The organism is Streptomyces millisiae (genome assembly GCF_031845425.1).
In the GTDB taxonomy this organism is placed as follows: domain Bacteria; phylum Actinomycetota; class Actinomycetes; order Streptomycetales; family Streptomycetaceae; genus Streptomyces; species Streptomyces millisiae.
Genome location: NZ_JAVREM010000064.1, coordinates 23,082 through 37,363, shown reverse-complemented (window position 1 = coordinate 37,363; position 14,282 = coordinate 23,082). Strand labels below are relative to the sequence as shown.

Here is a 14,282-nt window from a genome sequence, read left to right as displayed (position 1 = left end):
TTCCCCACCCACCCTTGGTCGCGCTGCGCAGCGCGGCCAAGGGTGGGTGGGTGGGTGGGGAATGCACGCGGAGCGCCGCGGAGGGCGGCGGAGCGCGAACACCCGCCCGCGAGGCCGGAGTAGGGAGGTGCGCCGTGGCTGAGGGCCCTTCGAGCCGTTCGGTCCGGCAGGACCGATTGGTGCCGGCCCCGACCCATGTGGCACACTGACCAGGTTGCTCGGTTGAGAGCCGATGCTGCGCGCCTCCCGCCGGGAGGACCGGAAGCGAGTCCCACTGTATTCGTCGTCCCTGATGAGGGCGGAAATACCGGGATCTTCCGGGAAGCGTGGGCGGGGCTCCAGCCAGGTACCCGGTGGAGTTCTCCACCAGTCTCCCCCCACTCCTCGCAGTGGAAACCCCGACGGGGTCGCCCTGCGGCGAAATAAGGGAGGGAGAGCGACACGCCCGACCGCGTGGGTCGGAGGTGGGGCGGAGGACGGCGCCGGGGGCCAGAGCGGAAACGAAGAGACAGGACTACGAAGTAGCCATGGCGGGACAGAAGATCCGCATCCGGCTCAAGGCCTACGACCACGAGGTCATCGACAACTCGGCGAAGAAGATCGTCGAGACGGTGACCCGCACGGGTGCGTCGGTCGCGGGCCCGGTGCCGCTGCCCACTGAGAAGAACGTGTACTGCGTCATCAAGTCGCCGCACAAGTACAAGGACTCGCGCGAGCACTTCGAGATGCGCACCCACAAGCGGCTGATCGACATCCTCGACCCCACCCCCAAGACCGTTGACTCGCTGATGCGCCTGGACCTGCCGGCCGGCGTCGACATCGAGATCAAGCTCTGAGAGGCCGGGAGCGAAGATGACCAAGCAGATCAAGGGCGTCCTGGGCGAGAAGCTCGGCATGACCCAGGTCTGGGACGAGAACAACCGCATCGTCCCGGTGACCGTGGTCAAGGCCGGCCCCTGTGTCGTTACCCAGGTGCGCACCGACGACCGCGACGGCTACTCGGCCGTCCAGATCGCCTACGGCGAGATCGACCCGCGCAAGGTGAACAAGCCCCTCAAGGGCCACTTCGCCAAGGCCGACGTCACCCCGCGCCGCCACCTGGTCGAGCTGCGGACCGCCGACGCCAGCGAGTACACCCTCGGCCAGGAGGTCACGGCCGAGGTGTTCGACTCCGGCGTCAAGGTCGACGTGACCGGCACCAGCAAGGGCAAGGGCACCGCCGGTGTCATGAAGCGCCACGGCTTCGGCGGCCTCGGCGCCTCGCACGGCACGCAGCGCAAGCACCGTTCGCCCGGCTCCATCGGTGGCTGCGCCACCCCGGGCCGCGTGTTCAAGGGTCTGCGCATGGCCGGCCGCACCGGCAACGAGCGCGTGACCACCCAGAACCTGACCGTCCACGCCGTTGACGCGGAGAAGGGCCTGCTGCTCATCAAGGGCGCGGTGCCCGGCCCCAACGGCGGCCTCGTCCTGGTCCGTACCGCGGCCAAGGGGGCTTGAGGGATCCATGAGCACCGTTGACATCCTTTCGCCCGCTGGCGAGAAGACCGGCACCGTCGAGCTCCCCGCGGAGATCTTCGACGCGCGCGTCAGCGTCCCGCTGATGCACCAGGTCGTCGTCGCGCAGCTGGCCGCCGCCCGCCAGGGCACGCACAAGGCCAAGACCCGCGGCGAGGTCCGCGGCGGTGGCAAGAAGCCGTACCGCCAGAAGGGCACCGGCCGGGCCCGTCAGGGTTCCGTCCGCGCCCCGCAGTTCACCGGCGGTGGCATCGTGCACGGCCCCGTGCCGCGTGACTACACGCAGCGCACCCCGAAGAAGATGAAGGCCGCCGCCCTGCGCAGCGCCCTCACCGACCGGGCCAGGCACGAGCGCATCCACGTCGTCACCGGCGTCGTGGACGGCGAGGTCTCGACCAAGGCGGCGCGCGGCCTGTTCGGCAAGATCAGCGACCGCAAGAAGCTGCTGCTGGTCGCCGACCGCGCGGACAACGCCGCGTGGCTGTCGGCCCGCAACCTGCCCCAGGTCCACATCATCGACCCGGGTCAGCTGAACACGTACGACGTGCTCGAGTCCGACGACGTCGTCTTCACCAAGGCCGCCTTCGACCGCTTCGTGGCCGGCCCGATCGGCACCGCCAAGGTGGCGCTCGACAAGCCCGAAGGGAGCGAAGCCTGATGAGCGACTCGACCGTCGCCGAGGTCGTCTCCAGCAAGGAGTTCACCTCCCCGCACGACGTGCTGCTCAAGCCCGTGGTGTCCGAGAAGAGCTACGCGCTGCTCGACGAGAACAAGTACACGTTCGTCGTCGACCCGCGGGCCAACAAGACCCAGATCAAGCAGGCCGTCCAGGCGGTCTTCTCGGTCAAGGTCCAGTCGGTTCACACGATCAACCGGCAGGGGAAGCGCAAGCGGACCCGCACCGGCTACGGAAAGCGCGCCAACACCAAGCGCGCCATCGTGACCCTCGCCGAGGGCGACAGCATCGACATCTTCGGCGGTCCGGTCCTCTCCTAGGGGAGCCGGCCCGTCCGATACCGGACGAGGACTAAGAAATGGGAATCCGCAAGTACAAGCCGACGACTCCGGGCCGTCGAGGCGCCAGCGTCGCCGACTTCGTCGAGGTCACGCGGTCCACGCCGGAGAAGTCGCTGGTCCGCCCCCTGCACAGCAAGGGTGGCCGGGACAACGCCGGTCGTGTGGCCGTCCGTCACCAGGGCGGCGGGCACAAGCGCGCCTACCGCGTCATCGACTTCCGTCGGCACGACAAGGACGGTGTGCCGGCCAAGGTCGCGCACATCGAGTACGACCCGAACCGCACCGCGCGGATCGCGCTGCTGCACTACGCCGACGGCGAGAAGCGCTACATCATCGCCCCGGCCAACCTGCGACAGGGTGACCGCGTCGAGAACGGCCCGGGTGCCGACATCAAGCCGGGTAACAACCTGCCGCTGCGCAACATCCCGGTCGGTACCGTGATCCACGCGATCGAGCTCCAGCCCGGCGGCGGCGCCAAGTTCGCCCGCTCCGCCGGTGCCTCGGTGCAGCTGCTGGCGAAGGAGGGCCGCATGGCCCACCTGCGCATGCCGTCCGGCGAGATCCGTCTCGTGGACGTGCGCTGCCGCGCCACGGTCGGCGAGGTCGGCAACGCCGAGCAGTCGAACATCAACTGGGGCAAGGCCGGCCGGATGCGCTGGAAGGGCGTCCGCCCGAGCGTCCGCGGTGTCGTGATGAACCCCGTCGACCACCCGCACGGCGGTGGCGAGGGCCGGACCTCGGGTGGTCGCCACCCGGTCTCGCCCTGGGGCAAGAAGGAAGGCCGGACTCGCGCGCCGAAGAAGGCCAGCAACAAGTACATCATCCGCCGCCGCAAGACGAACAAGAAGCGCTAGGAGCAGGTTTCGATGCCGCGCAGTCTCAAGAAGGGACCCTTCGTCGACGACCACCTGATGAAGAAGGTGGACGCGCAGAACGAATCCGGTTCCAAGAACGTCATCAAGACCTGGTCTCGCCGCTCGATGATCGTCCCCGACATGCTGGGCCACACGATCGCGGTGCACGACGGCCGCAAGCACGTCCCGGTGTTCGTCACCGAGTCGATGGTCGGCCACAAGCTCGGCGAGTTCGCCCCCACCCGTACGTTCCGCGGTCACGTCAAGGACGACCGCAAGTCGCGTCGGCGCTGAGCGGGGTTAGCAGACCATGACCGACACCGAAGGGACAACCATGGAAGCCAGGGCTATCGCGCGGTACATCCGCGTCACGCCCATGAAGGCCCGCCGTGTGGTGGACCTCATCCGTGGCAAGGACGCCGCGGAGGCACAGGCTGTCCTGCGCTTCGCCCCGCAGGCCGCCAGTGTGCCCGTGGGCAAGGTGCTTGACAGCGCCATCGCCAACGCCGCGCACAACTACAACCACACGGACGTCGACAGCCTCTACGTCAGCGAGGCGTACGTCGACGAGGGTCCGACCCTGAAGCGGTTCCGGCCGCGCGCCCAGGGCCGTGCCTACCGGATCCGTAAGCGGACCAGCCACATCACGGTGGTCGTCAGCAGCAAGGAAGGAACCCGGTAATGGGCCAGAAGGTAAACCCGCACGGGTTCCGTCTCGGCGTCACGACCGACTTCAAGTCGCGCTGGTACGCCGACAAGCTCTACAAGGACTACGTCAAGGAAGACGTCGCGATCCGCCGCATGCTCACCCAGGGCATGGAGCGGGCCGGCATCTCCAAGGTGGAGATCGAGCGCACCCGTGACCGGGTCCGCGTCGACGTCCACACCGCCCGTCCCGGCATCGTCATCGGTCGCCGCGGCGCGGAGGCCGACCGCCTCCGGGGCAACCTGGAGAAGCTGACCGGCAAGCAGATCCAGTTCAACATCCTCGAGGTCAAGAACCCCGAGCTGGACGCCCAGCTGGTGGCCCAGGCGGTCGCCGAGCAGCTGTCCTCCCGCGTCTCCTTCCGGCGTGCCATGCGCAAGTCGATGCAGAGCACGCTGAAGGCCGGCGCCAAGGGCATCAAGATCCAGTGCGGTGGTCGTCTCGGCGGCGCCGAGATGTCCCGGTCCGAGTTCTACCGCGAGGGTCGGGTGCCGCTGCACACGCTCCGCGCCAACGTGGACTACGGCTTCTTCGAGGCCCGCACCACCTTCGGCCGGATCGGTGTGAAGGTGTGGATCTACAAGGGCGACGTGAAGAACATCGCCGAGGTTCGCGCGGAGAACGCCGCGGCCCGTGCCGGCAACCGCCCGGCCCGTGGTGGCGCCGGCGCCGACCGCCCGGCCCGCGGTGGTCGTGGCGAGCGCGGCGGCCGTGGCCGTCGTCCGCAGCAGCAGCAGGGTGCGCCCGCCGCCGAGGCCCCCAAGGCCGACGCTCCGGCCGCGGCTCCGGCCGGCGAGAGCACGTCCGGATCGGAGAGCTGAGACCATGCTGATTCCCCGCAAGGTCAAGTACCGCAAGCAGCACCACCCGAAGCGCAGTGGCAAGGCCAAGGGTGGCACGGAGGTCTCGTTCGGCGAGTACGGCATCCAGGCCGTGACCGCCGCGTACGTCACCAACCGGCAGATCGAGGCCGCGCGTATCTCGATGACCCGGCACATCAAGCGTGGCGGCAAGGTGTGGATCAACATCTACCCGGACCGTCCGCTGACCAAGAAGCCCGCCGAGACCCGCATGGGTTCCGGTAAGGGTTCGCCGGAGTGGTGGGTCGCGAACGTCAAGCCCGGTCGGGTGATGTTCGAGCTCTCCTACCCCAACGAGAAGATCGCTCGTGAGGCGCTGATCCGCGCCGCGCACAAGCTTCCGATGAAGTGCCGGATCGTTCGGCGCGAGGCAGGTGAGGCGTGATGGCAGCCGGTACCAAGGTCTCCGAGCTGCGTGAGCTGAACAACGAGGAGCTCGTTGTGAAGCTGCGCGAGGCCAAGGAGGAGCTGTTCCGCCTCCGCTTCCAGGCGGCGACCGGGCAGCTGGAGAACAACAGCCGGCTGAAGGCCGTGCGCAAGGACATCGCCCGGGTCTACACCCTCATGCGCGAGCGCGAGCTCGGCATCGAGACGGTGGCGGCGCCGGCCGAGGCTGCCGAGGCGGTGGAGAGCGCCTGATGAGTGAGAACACTGTGACTGAGACGACCGAGCGCGGCCGGCGTAAGACGCGCGAGGGTCTGGTCGTCAGCGACAAGATGGACAAGACCGTCGTCGTCGCCGTCGAGGACCGGGTCAAGCACGCGCTGTACGGCAAGATCATCCGCCGTACCAACAAGCTCAAGGCGCACGACGAGCAGAACGCCGCGGGTGTCGGTGACCGCGTTCTCCTGATGGAGACCCGGCCGCTGTCCGCTACTAAGCGCTGGCGCGTCGTGGAGATTCTGGAGAAGGCGAAGTAACGACATGATCCAGCAGGAGTCGCGACTGCGTGTCGCCGACAACACGGGTGCGAAGGAGATCCTCTGCATCCGTGTTCTGGGCGGATCCGGTCGCCGTTACGCGGGCATCGGCGACGTCATCGTCGCCACCGTCAAGGACGCGATCCCGGGCGGTAACGTCAAGAAGGGTGACGTCGTCAAGGCGGTCGTCGTGCGCGCCGTCAAGGAGCGCCGTCGTCCGGACGGTTCGTACATCCGCTTCGACGAGAACGCCGCCGTCATCCTGAAGAACGACGGCGACCCCCGTGGCACCCGTATCTTCGGCCCGGTCGGCCGTGAACTGCGCGAGAAGAAGTTCATGAAGATCATCTCGCTCGCGCCGGAGGTGCTGTGAGCATGAAGATCAAGAAGGGCGACCTGGTTCAGGTCATCACCGGCAAGGACAAGGGCAAGCAGGGCAAGGTCATCGTGGCCTACCCCCGCGAGGACCGCGTCCTGGTCGAGGGTGTCAACCGGGTCAAGAAGCACACCAAGGCCGGCACGACCGCCCGTGGTTCCAAGACCGGTGGCATCATCACCACCGAGGCCCCGATCCACGTGAGCAACGTCGCGCTCGTGGTGGAGAAGGACGGCAAGAAGGTCACCACCCGCGTCGGCTACCGCTTCGACGACAACGGCAACAAGATCCGCGTTGCCCGGCGGACCGGTGAGGACATCTGATGACCACTGCTACTCCGACGACCACCGCGCCGCGTCTGAAGACGCGGTACCGCGAGGAGATCGCTGGCAAGCTGCGTGACGAGTACAAGTACGCCAACGTCATGCAGGTGCCGGGGCTGACCAAGATCGTGGTCAACATGGGTGTGGGCGACGCCGCCCGCGACTCCAAGCTGATCGACGGGGCCGTCCGCGACCTCGCCACGATCACCGGCCAGAAGCCGACCGTGACCAAGGCCCGCAAGTCCATCGCGCAGTTCAAGCTGCGCGAGGGCATGCCGATCGGCGCGCACGTGACGCTGCGCGGCGACCGCATGTGGGAGTTCCTCGACCGCCTGCTCTCGCTGGCGCTGCCGCGGATCCGTGACTTCCGCGGCCTGTCGCCGAAGCAGTTCGACGGCCGGGGCAACTACACGTTCGGCCTGACCGAGCAGGTCATGTTCCATGAGATCGACCAGGACCAGATCGACCGGGTCCGGGGCATGGACATCACCGTGGTCACCACGGCGAACACCGACGACGAGGGCCGCACCCTGCTGCGTCTCCTCGGATTCCCGTTCAAGGAGGCGTGAACCATGGCGAAGAAGGCTCTGATCGCCAAGGCCGCCCGCAAGCCCAAGTTCAGCTCGCGTGGCTACACGCGCTGCCAGCGTTGTGGTCGGCCGCACTCCGTGTACCGCAAGTTCGGCCTGTGCCGCGTGTGCCTTCGCGAGATGGCGCACCGTGGCGAGCTGCCGGGCGTCACCAAGAGCTCCTGGTAACACCTACTACGCCGTAGGTCCCGTGGGGTGTCCGCGCCGCTGACGTGGCGCGGACCCCCGCGAGAAACCCCGGTGAGAGAGGCCAAAGGCCGTTTTATGTCCATGACCGACCCGATCGCAGACATGCTCACACGTCTGCGTAACGCGAACTCGGCGTACCACGACACCGTCGTGATGCCGCACAGCAAGATCAAGACGCACATCGCGGAGATCCTCCAGCAGGAGGGCTACATCACCGGCTGGAAGACCGAGGACGCCCAGGTGGGCAAGGCCCTCGTCCTCGAGCTGAAGTACGGCCCCAACCGCGAGCGCTCGATCGCCGGCATCAAGCGGATCTCGAAGCCGGGCCTGCGGGTCTACGCGAAGTCAACCAACCTGCCGAGGGTGCTCGGTGGCCTGGGTGTGGCGATCATCTCCACCTCCAACGGGCTGCTCACCGACAAGCAGGCGCAGAAGAAGGGCGTGGGTGGGGAAGTCCTCGCCTACGTCTGGTGACGAAGGGAACGGAGGAAGAGCCATGTCGCGCATCGGCAAGCAGCCCATCCCGGTTCCCGCCGGCGTGGACGTGACCATCGAAGGCCGCACGGTCGAGGTGAAGGGCCCCAAGGGCGCCCTCTCGCACACCGTCGCGTCGCCGATCGAGGTCGCGCGGGCTGAGGACGGCACCATCGTGGTGACCCGTCCCAACGACGAGAACCGCAACCGGGCCCTGCACGGCCTGTCCCGCACGCTGATCGACAACCTGATCGTCGGCGTGACCCAGGGGTACGTCAAGAAGCTTGAGATCAGCGGTGTCGGTTACCGCGTCCAGGCCAAGGGGAGCAACCTCGAGTTCTCCCTGGGCTACAGCCACCCCATCCTGATCGAGCCGCCGGAGGGCATCACCTTCAAGGTCGAGACCCCGACCCGGTTCAGTGTCGAGGGCATCGACAAGCAGAAGGTGGGCGAGGTCGCAGCGAAGATCCGCAAGCTGCGCAAGCCCGACCCGTACAAGGCCAAGGGCGTCAAGTACGAGGGCGAAGTCATCCGCCGCAAGGTCGGAAAGGCTGGTAAGTAGCCATGGCATACGGACTGAAGATCGCCAAGGGCGACGCGCGGAAGCGGGTGGCGGCCAAGCGTCGGCACATCCGCATCCGCAAGAAGATCTCGGGCAGCCCCGAGCGTCCGCGCCTGGTCGTGACCCGTTCCAACCGCCACATGGTGGCGCAGGTCATCGACGACACCGTGGGCCACACGCTGGCCTCGGCCTCGTCGCTGGACGCGTCGATCCGTGGCGGCGAGGGCGACAAGAGCTCGCAGGCCAAGAAGGTCGGCGCGCTGGTCGCGGAGCGTGCCAAGGCCGCCGGTGTCGAGACCGTCGTGTTCGACCGCGGCGGTAACAAGTACGCCGGGCGCGTCGCCGCGCTGGCCGACGCCGCCCGCGAGGCGGGGCTCAAGTTCTGAGCCGGTCCCGTCCGAGCAACGAGAGAGGTAATCCAATGGCTGGACCCCAGCGCCGCGGTGGCGGCGCCGGTGGCGGCGAGCGGCGGGACCGTAAGGGCCGGGACGGCGGCGCCGCCGCTGAGAAGACCGCGTACGTCGAGCGCGTCGTCGCGATCAACCGTGTCGCCAAGGTAGTGAAGGGTGGTCGTCGCTTCAGCTTCACCGCGCTGGTCGTGGTGGGCGACGGTGACGGCACCGTGGGTGTCGGTTACGGCAAGGCCAAGGAGGTGCCGGCCGCCATCGCCAAGGGCGTTGAGGAGGCCAAGAAGCACTTCTTCAAGGTCCCCCGGATCCAGGGCACCATCCCGCACCCGATCCAGGGCGAGGAGGCGGCGGGCGTCGTGCTGCTCAAGCCGGCCTCCCCGGGTACCGGTGTGATCGCCGGTGGCCCGGTGCGCGCCGTGCTGGAGTGCGCGGGTATCCACGACGTGCTGAGCAAGTCGCTCGGTTCGTCGAACCCGATCAACATCGTGCACGCCACGGTGGCCGCGCTGAAGGGCCTGCAGCGCCCCGAGGAGATCGCGGCCCGTCGTGGCCTGCCGCTCGAGGACGTCGCCCCCGCCGCTCTGCTGCGGGCGCGTGCCGGAGTGGGTGCGTGATGGCGCAGCTGAAGATCACTCAGGTGAAGTCCCAGATCGGGAGCAAGCAGAACCACAGGGAAACGCTGCGCTCGCTCGGGCTGCGGCGTATCAACGACGTGGTCGTCAAGGATGACCGCCCGGAGATCCGCGGCATGGCCAACACCGTGCGTCATCTGGTGACGGTCGAGGAGGTGGACTGAGATGGCGGAGCTCGCCAAGGACAGCGCGGAGAGCGCCGAGAGCGCGCCGCTCAAGCTCCACGACCTGCGCCCGGCCCCGGGCGCCAAGAAGTCCAAGATCCGAGTGGGTCGCGGTGAGGCGTCCAAGGGTAAGACCGCTGGTCGCGGCACCAAGGGCACCAAGGCGCGGTACCAGGTTCGGGCCGGCTTCGAGGGTGGCCAGCTGCCGCTGATCATGCGGCTGCCCAAGATGAAGGGCTTCAAGAGCATCGCGCACAAGCAGTTCCAGGTCGTCAACCTGGAGCGGCTCGCGGTGCTCTACCCGGAGGGCGGCGAGGTCACCGTCGAGGACCTGGTGGCCAAGGGCGCGGTTCGGAAGAACGAGCTGGTCAAGGTGCTCGGCACCGGCGAGATCTCGGTGGCGCTGACGGTGACGGTCGACGCCGTCTCCGCCTCCGCCAAGGAGAAGATCACCGCCGCGGGCGGCACCGTCACCGAGCGTTCCTGAACCGGCGTTCGGCAGGTCGGAAATGTGAGTGACCGGGGATGTCCGCTTCTTGGGCATCCCCGGTCAGTCGTTCCGGCCTGGCGTATCCGCCGGTAAGGTTGCGTCCGTTGCGCTTTCTCAGCTCTCGCTGTGCCCTAGAACTGTCCCACTCGTTCTGTCACTCATTGGACTTCAAGACCGAACCTCCACCGCCGCAGGCGGGGAGGCGCTGGAGGAGCCGTGCTCACCGCGTTCGCCCGGGCGTTCCAGACGCCCGATCTGCGTAAGAAGCTGCTCTTCACTCTGGGCATCGTCGTGGTGTTCCGGCTCGGACAGCATGTGCCGGTGCCGGGCGTCAGCTTCCAGAATGTCGATCAGTGCGTAAGGGAGGCGGACGCCGCGGGGGCCGGCTCCGGCCTGTTCGGTCTGGTCAACGTGCTCAGCGGCGGGGCGCTGTTGCAGTTGACCATCTTCGCGCTGGGGATCATGCCGTACATCACGGCGAGCATCATCCTCCAGCTGCTGGTCGTGGTGATCCCCCGGCTGGAGGCCCTGAAGAAGGAGGGCCAGGCCGGCCAGGCGAAGATCACCCAGTACACCCGCTACCTGACGATGGCGCTGGCGGTGCTCCAGGCCACGGGTCTGGTGGCGACCGCCCGCAGTGGCACCCTGTTCCCCCAGTGCTCGGTGGCCAACGACATCATCCCGGACGACTCGATCTTCACCACGCTGGTGATGGTGGTCGCGCTCACCTCGGCGACCGCGCTCATCATGTGGATGGGTGAGCTGATCACGGACCGGGGTATCGGTAATGGCATGTCCATGTTGATGTTCGTGTCCATCGCCGCCGGCTTCCCCGGCGCCATGTGGCAGATCAAGCAGCAGGGCAGCCTCGCCGACGGCTGGATCGAGTTCGGCGTCGTCGTCGCCTGCGGTCTGGCCATGGTCGGCCTCGTGCTCTTCGTCGAGCTGGCCCAGCGCCGGATCCCGGTGCAGTACGCGAAGCGCATGATCGGTCGGCGCTCCTACGGCGGCACCTCCACCTACATCCCGCTCAAGGTCAACCAGGCCGGTGTGATCCCGGTGATCTTCGCCTCCTCGCTGCTCTACATCCCGCAGCTGCTGGTGCAGTTCGCCGGCTCCGACGCGGGCTGGGCGGACTGGATCAACCGGTACTTCGCCGGTGGCGACCACCCGTACTACATCGTCACCTACTTCCTGTTGATCGTCTTCTTCGCCTTCTTCTACGTGGCCATCACCTTCAACCCCGAAGAGGTGGCCGAAAACATGAAGAAGTATGGTGGTTTTATCCCGGGCATCCGTGCGGGTCGGCCGACGGTCGAGTACCTGAGCTACGTGCTGAACCGCATCACCTGGCCGGGATCGCTCTACCTCGGCCTGATCGCCCTGGTGCCCACCGTGGCGCTGGTGATGTTCGACGCTCAGCAGGACTTCCCCTTCGGTGGCACCTCCATCCTGATCATCGTGGGTGTCGGCCTGGAGACGGTGCGGCAGATCGAGAGCCAGCTCCACCAGCGCAACTACGAAGGGTTCCTCCGCTGATGCGAATCGTCCTCGTCGGTCCGCCGGGCGCGGGCAAGGGCACGCAGGCCGCGTTGCTCGCCCAGCACCTGGACATCCCGCACATCTCCACCGGCGACCTCTTCCGCGCCAACATCAGCCAGGGCACGGAGCTCGGCCGCCAGGTCGAGTCGATCCTGCGCTCCGGCGGCCTGGTGCCGGACGAGGTGACCATCGCGATGGCCGCGGACCGGATGGCGAAACCGGACGCCGAGGACGGATTCCTGTTGGACGGCTTCCCCCGCAACATCGGCCAGGCCAAGGCCCTGGACGCGCTGCTGGAGGAGCAGGGGCAGCGGCTCGACGCCGTGCTCGACCTGGAGGTCCCCGAGGAAGAGGTGGTCAAGCGCATCGCCGGCCGGCGCACCTGCCGGAAGGACAGCAGCCACACCTTCCACGTGGAGTACAAGAAGCCCGAGGTCGAGGGCGTCTGCGACGAGTGCGGCGGCGAGCTCTACCAGCGGGACGACGACCACGAGGAGACGGTGCGCAAGCGCCTCGCGGTCTACCACGAGGAGACCGAGCCGATCATCGACTACTACCGGGAGCAGGGCCTGGTCGTGACGATCACGGCCCTGGCCCCGGTGCCCGAGGTGACGCGGCGGGCGCTGGCCGCCCTCCCGAAGCGCACTGTCTGACGGGGAGAGGGCACGTCGATACCGATGGTCGAGATCAAGACCCCCGAGCAGATCGCGAAGATGCGGGCCGCCGGCCTGGTGGTGGCCGAGATACACCGCAGGACGGCGGAGGCCGCGGTGCCCGGCGCCACCACCAAGGACCTGGACGACGTCGCCGCCCAGACCCTGGCCGACCACGGCGCCAAGCCCAACTTCCTGGGCTACGGCGGCTTCCCGGCGACCATCTGCACCTCGGTCAACGACGTCGTGGTGCACGGCATCCCGGACCGCGAGACCGTGCTGAGGTCCGGTGACGTGCTGTCGATCGACGCCGGCGCGATCGTCGACGGCTGGCACGCGGACGCCGCGCTGACCGTGCTGGTCGGCGAGGGCCACGCCCCCGAGCTCGTCGAGCTGAGCCGGGTGACCGAGGCGTCCCTGTGGGCCGGCATCGCCGCGTTCCGCAAGGGCAACCGCCTGGTGGACGTCTCCAAGGCCATCGAGAGCTACATCCGCCGCCAGCCGCGGCCCGCCTCCGGCAGGTACGGCATCGTCGAGGACTACGGCGGCCACGGCATCGGCAGCGAGATGCACATGGACCCGCACCTGCTGAACTACGTGGACCGCAGGCGCGGCCGCGGCCCGCGCTTCGTGCCCGGGTTCTGCCTGGCGATCGAGCCGATGATCTCGCTCGGCACCCCCAGGACGCACGTGCTGGCCGACGAGTGGACCGTCAAGACCAACGACGGCAGCTGGGCCTCCCACTGGGAGCACTCGGTGGCGCTCACCGAGGACGGGCCGCTGGTCCTCACCGCCCCGGACGGCGGCCGGGCCCGGCTGGCCGAGCTCGGCGTGACGGCCGCCCCCGATCCGCTGGCTTAATGATCTTTCTCGGTGGGAAGACCCTCATGATGGGTCTGATTGGTCTTTTCGGGTGGGGTGCCGTACTCTGATGAGTCGGTTCTGTGCACCCTCTCCCTTTGTGTGCGCGGAGCCATCCAGGTAGCCGATCCCGGAAGGTGAAGCGCTCAAGCATGGCCAAAAAACAAGGGGCCATCGAGATCGAGGGCACGGTCGTCGAGTCTCTGCCGAACGCGATGTTCAGGGTGGAGCTTCAGAACGGCCACCAGGTCCTCGCGCACATCAGCGGCAAGATGCGGATGCACTACATCCGTATCCTTCCCGACGACCGGGTCGTGGTGGAGCTCTCTCCCTACGACCTGACGCGCGGGCGGATCGTCTACCGCTACAAGTAGACCTAGACCCGGAGAACCTGAGAAACCCATGAAGGTCAGGCCGAGCGTCAAGAAGATCTGCGACAAGTGCAAGGTGATCCGCCGCCACGGGCGGGTCATGGTCATCTGCGAGAACCTGCGCCACAAGCAGCGCCAGGGCTGATCGCGGCTCCACCAGCCAGCACTTTTCGCGGCCGCTTCGCGCGACGCACCCAGACAAGAGAATCGCAGTCACCCGACCCCTCGCGCCGAGAGTCGCGCGGGGACGACACCCTCGGCGGAGGCCGGGGACCCGGCTCGCCAGGCCGGGAACGGTGCTGCGGCAGACCTCCACCAATCACCAGGAGCCACGCACTATGGCACGCCTCGCAGGCGTCGACCTCCCGCGCGACAAACGCGTCGAGGTCGCCCTCACCTACGTCTTCGGCATCGGGCGCACCCTTGCCAAGGAGACGCTGGCCAGCACCGGGGTCAACCCGGACACCCGCGTTCGCGATCTCGGCGAGGAGGACCTCGTCAAGCTCCGCGAGTACGTGGACGCCAACATCAAGACCGAGGGTGACCTCCGTCGCGAGATCCAGGCCGACATCCGTCGCAAGGTCGAGATCGGCTGCTACGAGGGGCTGCGCCACCGTCGTGGCCTGCCCGTCCACGGCCAGCGCACCAAGACCAACGCGCGTACCCGCAAGGGTCCGCGTCGCGCGATCGCCGGCAAGAAGAAGCCGGGCAAGAAGTAGTCCGCACCGGATCACGCTCGTCCAGCGGTCCGGTAAGCAGGACCGACCACCTCC

The 14,282-nt window shown here is 67.8% G+C and carries 27 protein-coding genes; all 27 read left to right on the top strand.

Annotated features, from left to right (window positions below; genetic code table 11):
* Positions 1–527: 527 nt before the first annotated feature.
* The 27 genes from rpsJ to rpsM all read left to right on the top strand — a co-directional run bounded on the left by rpsJ (position 528) and on the right by rpsM (position 14,228).
* On the top strand, positions 528–836 hold the full coding sequence (gene rpsJ, locus RNC47_RS29720; RefSeq protein WP_016473429.1) for a 30S ribosomal protein S10: 309 nt from the start codon (positions 528–530) through the stop codon (positions 834–836).
* 16 nt (positions 837–852) lie between these two features.
* On the top strand, positions 853–1,497 hold the full coding sequence (rplC, locus tag RNC47_RS29715) for a 50S ribosomal protein L3 (protein WP_311603136.1): 645 nt from the start codon (positions 853–855) through the stop codon (positions 1,495–1,497).
* A 7-nt stretch (positions 1,498–1,504) separates the two neighbouring features.
* Positions 1,505–2,173, top strand: a complete 669-nt coding sequence (gene rplD / locus RNC47_RS29710) for a 50S ribosomal protein L4 (protein ID WP_311603135.1) — start codon at positions 1,505–1,507, stop codon at positions 2,171–2,173.
* Positions 2,173–2,511, top strand: a complete 339-nt coding sequence (gene rplW / locus RNC47_RS29705) for a 50S ribosomal protein L23 (RefSeq protein ID WP_311603133.1) — start codon at positions 2,173–2,175, stop codon at positions 2,509–2,511. The genes rplD and rplW overlap by 1 nt, the downstream gene beginning before the upstream one ends.
* Before the next feature lie 38 nt (positions 2,512–2,549).
* Positions 2,550–3,386: a 50S ribosomal protein L2 gene (gene rplB / locus RNC47_RS29700; RefSeq protein WP_311603131.1), complete on the top strand. Its 837-nt coding sequence runs from the start codon at positions 2,550–2,552 to the stop codon at positions 3,384–3,386.
* A gap of 12 nt (positions 3,387–3,398) precedes the next feature.
* On the top strand, positions 3,399–3,680 hold the full coding sequence (gene rpsS, locus RNC47_RS29695) for a 30S ribosomal protein S19 (RefSeq protein ID WP_311603129.1): 282 nt from the start codon (positions 3,399–3,401) through the stop codon (positions 3,678–3,680).
* A gap of 40 nt (positions 3,681–3,720) precedes the next feature.
* On the top strand, positions 3,721–4,068 hold the full coding sequence (rplV, locus tag RNC47_RS29690) for a 50S ribosomal protein L22 (protein WP_311603127.1): 348 nt from the start codon (positions 3,721–3,723) through the stop codon (positions 4,066–4,068).
* The gene (rpsC, locus tag RNC47_RS29685; protein ID WP_311603125.1) at positions 4,068–4,913 is read left to right on the top strand and encodes a 30S ribosomal protein S3; all 846 of its coding nucleotides are present in this window, start codon (positions 4,068–4,070) and stop codon (positions 4,911–4,913) included. The genes rplV and rpsC overlap by 1 nt, the downstream gene beginning before the upstream one ends.
* 4 nt (positions 4,914–4,917) lie before the next feature.
* Positions 4,918–5,337, top strand: coding sequence for a 50S ribosomal protein L16 (gene rplP, locus RNC47_RS29680; RefSeq protein ID WP_132816524.1), 420 nt, complete (start codon positions 4,918–4,920; stop codon positions 5,335–5,337).
* Complete coding sequence (gene rpmC / locus RNC47_RS29675) at positions 5,337–5,591, top strand: 50S ribosomal protein L29 (protein ID WP_311603122.1); 255 nt, start codon at positions 5,337–5,339, stop codon at positions 5,589–5,591. Before rplP ends, rpmC begins: the two co-directional genes overlap by 1 nt.
* Positions 5,591–5,872: a 30S ribosomal protein S17 gene (gene rpsQ / locus RNC47_RS29670; RefSeq protein ID WP_132930152.1), complete on the top strand. Its 282-nt coding sequence runs from the start codon at positions 5,591–5,593 to the stop codon at positions 5,870–5,872. The genes rpmC and rpsQ overlap by 1 nt, the downstream gene beginning before the upstream one ends.
* A gap of 4 nt (positions 5,873–5,876) precedes the next feature.
* Complete coding sequence (gene rplN, locus RNC47_RS29665) at positions 5,877–6,245, top strand: 50S ribosomal protein L14 (RefSeq protein ID WP_059012876.1); 369 nt, start codon at positions 5,877–5,879, stop codon at positions 6,243–6,245.
* 2 nt (positions 6,246–6,247) lie between these two features.
* A complete protein-coding gene (gene rplX / locus RNC47_RS29660; RefSeq protein ID WP_132930153.1) occupies positions 6,248–6,571 on the top strand; it encodes a 50S ribosomal protein L24 in 324 nt (107 codons plus the stop codon).
* A complete protein-coding gene (rplE, locus tag RNC47_RS29655) occupies positions 6,571–7,140 on the top strand; it encodes a 50S ribosomal protein L5 (protein ID WP_311603117.1) in 570 nt (189 codons plus the stop codon). Before rplX ends, rplE begins: the two co-directional genes overlap by 1 nt.
* Positions 7,141–7,143: 3 nt before the next feature.
* Entirely contained in the window at positions 7,144–7,329 is a 186-nt protein-coding gene (locus RNC47_RS29650) for a type Z 30S ribosomal protein S14 (RefSeq protein WP_132930155.1), read from the top strand.
* 96 nt (positions 7,330–7,425) lie between these two features.
* Positions 7,426–7,824, top strand: a complete 399-nt coding sequence (gene rpsH / locus RNC47_RS29645) for a 30S ribosomal protein S8 (RefSeq protein ID WP_311603115.1) — start codon at positions 7,426–7,428, stop codon at positions 7,822–7,824.
* 22 nt (positions 7,825–7,846) lie between these two features.
* Entirely contained in the window at positions 7,847–8,386 is a 540-nt protein-coding gene (rplF, locus tag RNC47_RS29640; protein ID WP_311603113.1) for a 50S ribosomal protein L6, read from the top strand.
* A 2-nt stretch (positions 8,387–8,388) separates the two neighbouring features.
* A complete protein-coding gene (gene rplR, locus RNC47_RS29635; protein ID WP_311603111.1) occupies positions 8,389–8,772 on the top strand; it encodes a 50S ribosomal protein L18 in 384 nt (127 codons plus the stop codon).
* 35 nt (positions 8,773–8,807) lie between these two features.
* Positions 8,808–9,410 (top strand): 30S ribosomal protein S5, encoded by a 603-nt coding sequence (gene rpsE, locus RNC47_RS29630; RefSeq protein WP_113689461.1) that lies wholly within the window; start codon positions 8,808–8,810, stop codon positions 9,408–9,410.
* Entirely contained in the window at positions 9,410–9,592 is a 183-nt protein-coding gene (rpmD, locus tag RNC47_RS29625; protein ID WP_132930159.1) for a 50S ribosomal protein L30, read from the top strand. The genes rpsE and rpmD overlap by 1 nt, the downstream gene beginning before the upstream one ends.
* Position 9,593: 1 nt before the next feature.
* The gene (gene rplO / locus RNC47_RS29620; protein ID WP_311603107.1) at positions 9,594–10,079 is read left to right on the top strand and encodes a 50S ribosomal protein L15; all 486 of its coding nucleotides are present in this window, start codon (positions 9,594–9,596) and stop codon (positions 10,077–10,079) included.
* A gap of 219 nt (positions 10,080–10,298) precedes the next feature.
* Entirely contained in the window at positions 10,299–11,621 is a 1,323-nt protein-coding gene (gene secY, locus RNC47_RS29615) for a preprotein translocase subunit SecY (protein WP_311603105.1), read from the top strand.
* Positions 11,621–12,277 (top strand): adenylate kinase, encoded by a 657-nt coding sequence (locus RNC47_RS29610; protein WP_311603103.1) that lies wholly within the window; start codon positions 11,621–11,623, stop codon positions 12,275–12,277. Before secY ends, RNC47_RS29610 begins: the two co-directional genes overlap by 1 nt.
* Before the next feature lie 24 nt (positions 12,278–12,301).
* Positions 12,302–13,138, top strand: a complete 837-nt coding sequence (gene map, locus RNC47_RS29605; RefSeq protein WP_311603101.1) for a type I methionyl aminopeptidase — start codon at positions 12,302–12,304, stop codon at positions 13,136–13,138.
* A gap of 152 nt (positions 13,139–13,290) precedes the next feature.
* Positions 13,291–13,512 carry a translation initiation factor IF-1 gene (gene infA, locus RNC47_RS29600; protein WP_004927214.1) on the top strand — a complete coding sequence of 74 codons (222 nt, stop codon included), beginning with the start codon at positions 13,291–13,293 and terminating at the stop codon, positions 13,510–13,512.
* A gap of 28 nt (positions 13,513–13,540) precedes the next feature.
* Complete coding sequence (rpmJ, locus tag RNC47_RS29595; RefSeq protein ID WP_049567412.1) at positions 13,541–13,654, top strand: 50S ribosomal protein L36; 114 nt, start codon at positions 13,541–13,543, stop codon at positions 13,652–13,654.
* A gap of 193 nt (positions 13,655–13,847) precedes the next feature.
* Positions 13,848–14,228, top strand: a complete 381-nt coding sequence (rpsM, locus tag RNC47_RS29590) for a 30S ribosomal protein S13 (protein ID WP_311603097.1) — start codon at positions 13,848–13,850, stop codon at positions 14,226–14,228.
* Positions 14,229–14,282 lie beyond the last annotated feature (54 nt).

Bases quoted from the DNA above. Each gene is read 5' to 3' on its own strand.
- rplP (WP_132816524.1), top strand. From the start codon at position 4,918: ATGCTGATTCCCCGCAAGGTCAAGTACCGCAAGCAGCACCACCCGAAG.
- rplN (WP_059012876.1), top strand. From the start codon at position 5,877: ATGATCCAGCAGGAGTCGCGACTGCGTGTCGCCGACAACACGGGTGCG.
- map (WP_311603101.1), top strand. From the start codon at position 12,302: ATGGTCGAGATCAAGACCCCCGAGCAGATCGCGAAGATGCGGGCCGCC.
- rpsQ (WP_132930152.1), top strand. From the start codon at position 5,591: ATGAGTGAGAACACTGTGACTGAGACGACCGAGCGCGGCCGGCGTAAG.
- rplB (WP_311603131.1), top strand. From the start codon at position 2,550: ATGGGAATCCGCAAGTACAAGCCGACGACTCCGGGCCGTCGAGGCGCC.
- rpsM (WP_311603097.1), top strand. From the start codon at position 13,848: ATGGCACGCCTCGCAGGCGTCGACCTCCCGCGCGACAAACGCGTCGAG.
- rplO (WP_311603107.1), top strand. From the start codon at position 9,594: ATGGCGGAGCTCGCCAAGGACAGCGCGGAGAGCGCCGAGAGCGCGCCG.
- rplW (WP_311603133.1), top strand. From the start codon at position 2,173: ATGAGCGACTCGACCGTCGCCGAGGTCGTCTCCAGCAAGGAGTTCACC.
- RNC47_RS29610 (WP_311603103.1), top strand. From the start codon at position 11,621: ATGCGAATCGTCCTCGTCGGTCCGCCGGGCGCGGGCAAGGGCACGCAG.
- rplE (WP_311603117.1), top strand. From the start codon at position 6,571: ATGACCACTGCTACTCCGACGACCACCGCGCCGCGTCTGAAGACGCGG.
- rpsE (WP_113689461.1), top strand. From the start codon at position 8,808: ATGGCTGGACCCCAGCGCCGCGGTGGCGGCGCCGGTGGCGGCGAGCGG.
- rplC (WP_311603136.1), top strand. From the start codon at position 853: ATGACCAAGCAGATCAAGGGCGTCCTGGGCGAGAAGCTCGGCATGACC.
- RNC47_RS29650 (WP_132930155.1), top strand. From the start codon at position 7,144: ATGGCGAAGAAGGCTCTGATCGCCAAGGCCGCCCGCAAGCCCAAGTTC.
- rpsS (WP_311603129.1), top strand. From the start codon at position 3,399: ATGCCGCGCAGTCTCAAGAAGGGACCCTTCGTCGACGACCACCTGATG.
- rplV (WP_311603127.1), top strand. From the start codon at position 3,721: ATGGAAGCCAGGGCTATCGCGCGGTACATCCGCGTCACGCCCATGAAG.
- rpmJ (WP_049567412.1), top strand. From the start codon at position 13,541: ATGAAGGTCAGGCCGAGCGTCAAGAAGATCTGCGACAAGTGCAAGGTG.
- rpmC (WP_311603122.1), top strand. From the start codon at position 5,337: ATGGCAGCCGGTACCAAGGTCTCCGAGCTGCGTGAGCTGAACAACGAG.
- rplF (WP_311603113.1), top strand. From the start codon at position 7,847: ATGTCGCGCATCGGCAAGCAGCCCATCCCGGTTCCCGCCGGCGTGGAC.
- rpsC (WP_311603125.1), top strand. From the start codon at position 4,068: ATGGGCCAGAAGGTAAACCCGCACGGGTTCCGTCTCGGCGTCACGACC.
- rpsJ (WP_016473429.1), top strand. From the start codon at position 528: ATGGCGGGACAGAAGATCCGCATCCGGCTCAAGGCCTACGACCACGAG.
- rpsH (WP_311603115.1), top strand. From the start codon at position 7,426: ATGTCCATGACCGACCCGATCGCAGACATGCTCACACGTCTGCGTAAC.
- rplR (WP_311603111.1), top strand. From the start codon at position 8,389: ATGGCATACGGACTGAAGATCGCCAAGGGCGACGCGCGGAAGCGGGTG.
- rplX (WP_132930153.1), top strand. From the start codon at position 6,248: ATGAAGATCAAGAAGGGCGACCTGGTTCAGGTCATCACCGGCAAGGAC.
- rpmD (WP_132930159.1), top strand. From the start codon at position 9,410: ATGGCGCAGCTGAAGATCACTCAGGTGAAGTCCCAGATCGGGAGCAAG.
- infA (WP_004927214.1), top strand. From the start codon at position 13,291: ATGGCCAAAAAACAAGGGGCCATCGAGATCGAGGGCACGGTCGTCGAG.
- rplD (WP_311603135.1), top strand. From the start codon at position 1,505: ATGAGCACCGTTGACATCCTTTCGCCCGCTGGCGAGAAGACCGGCACC.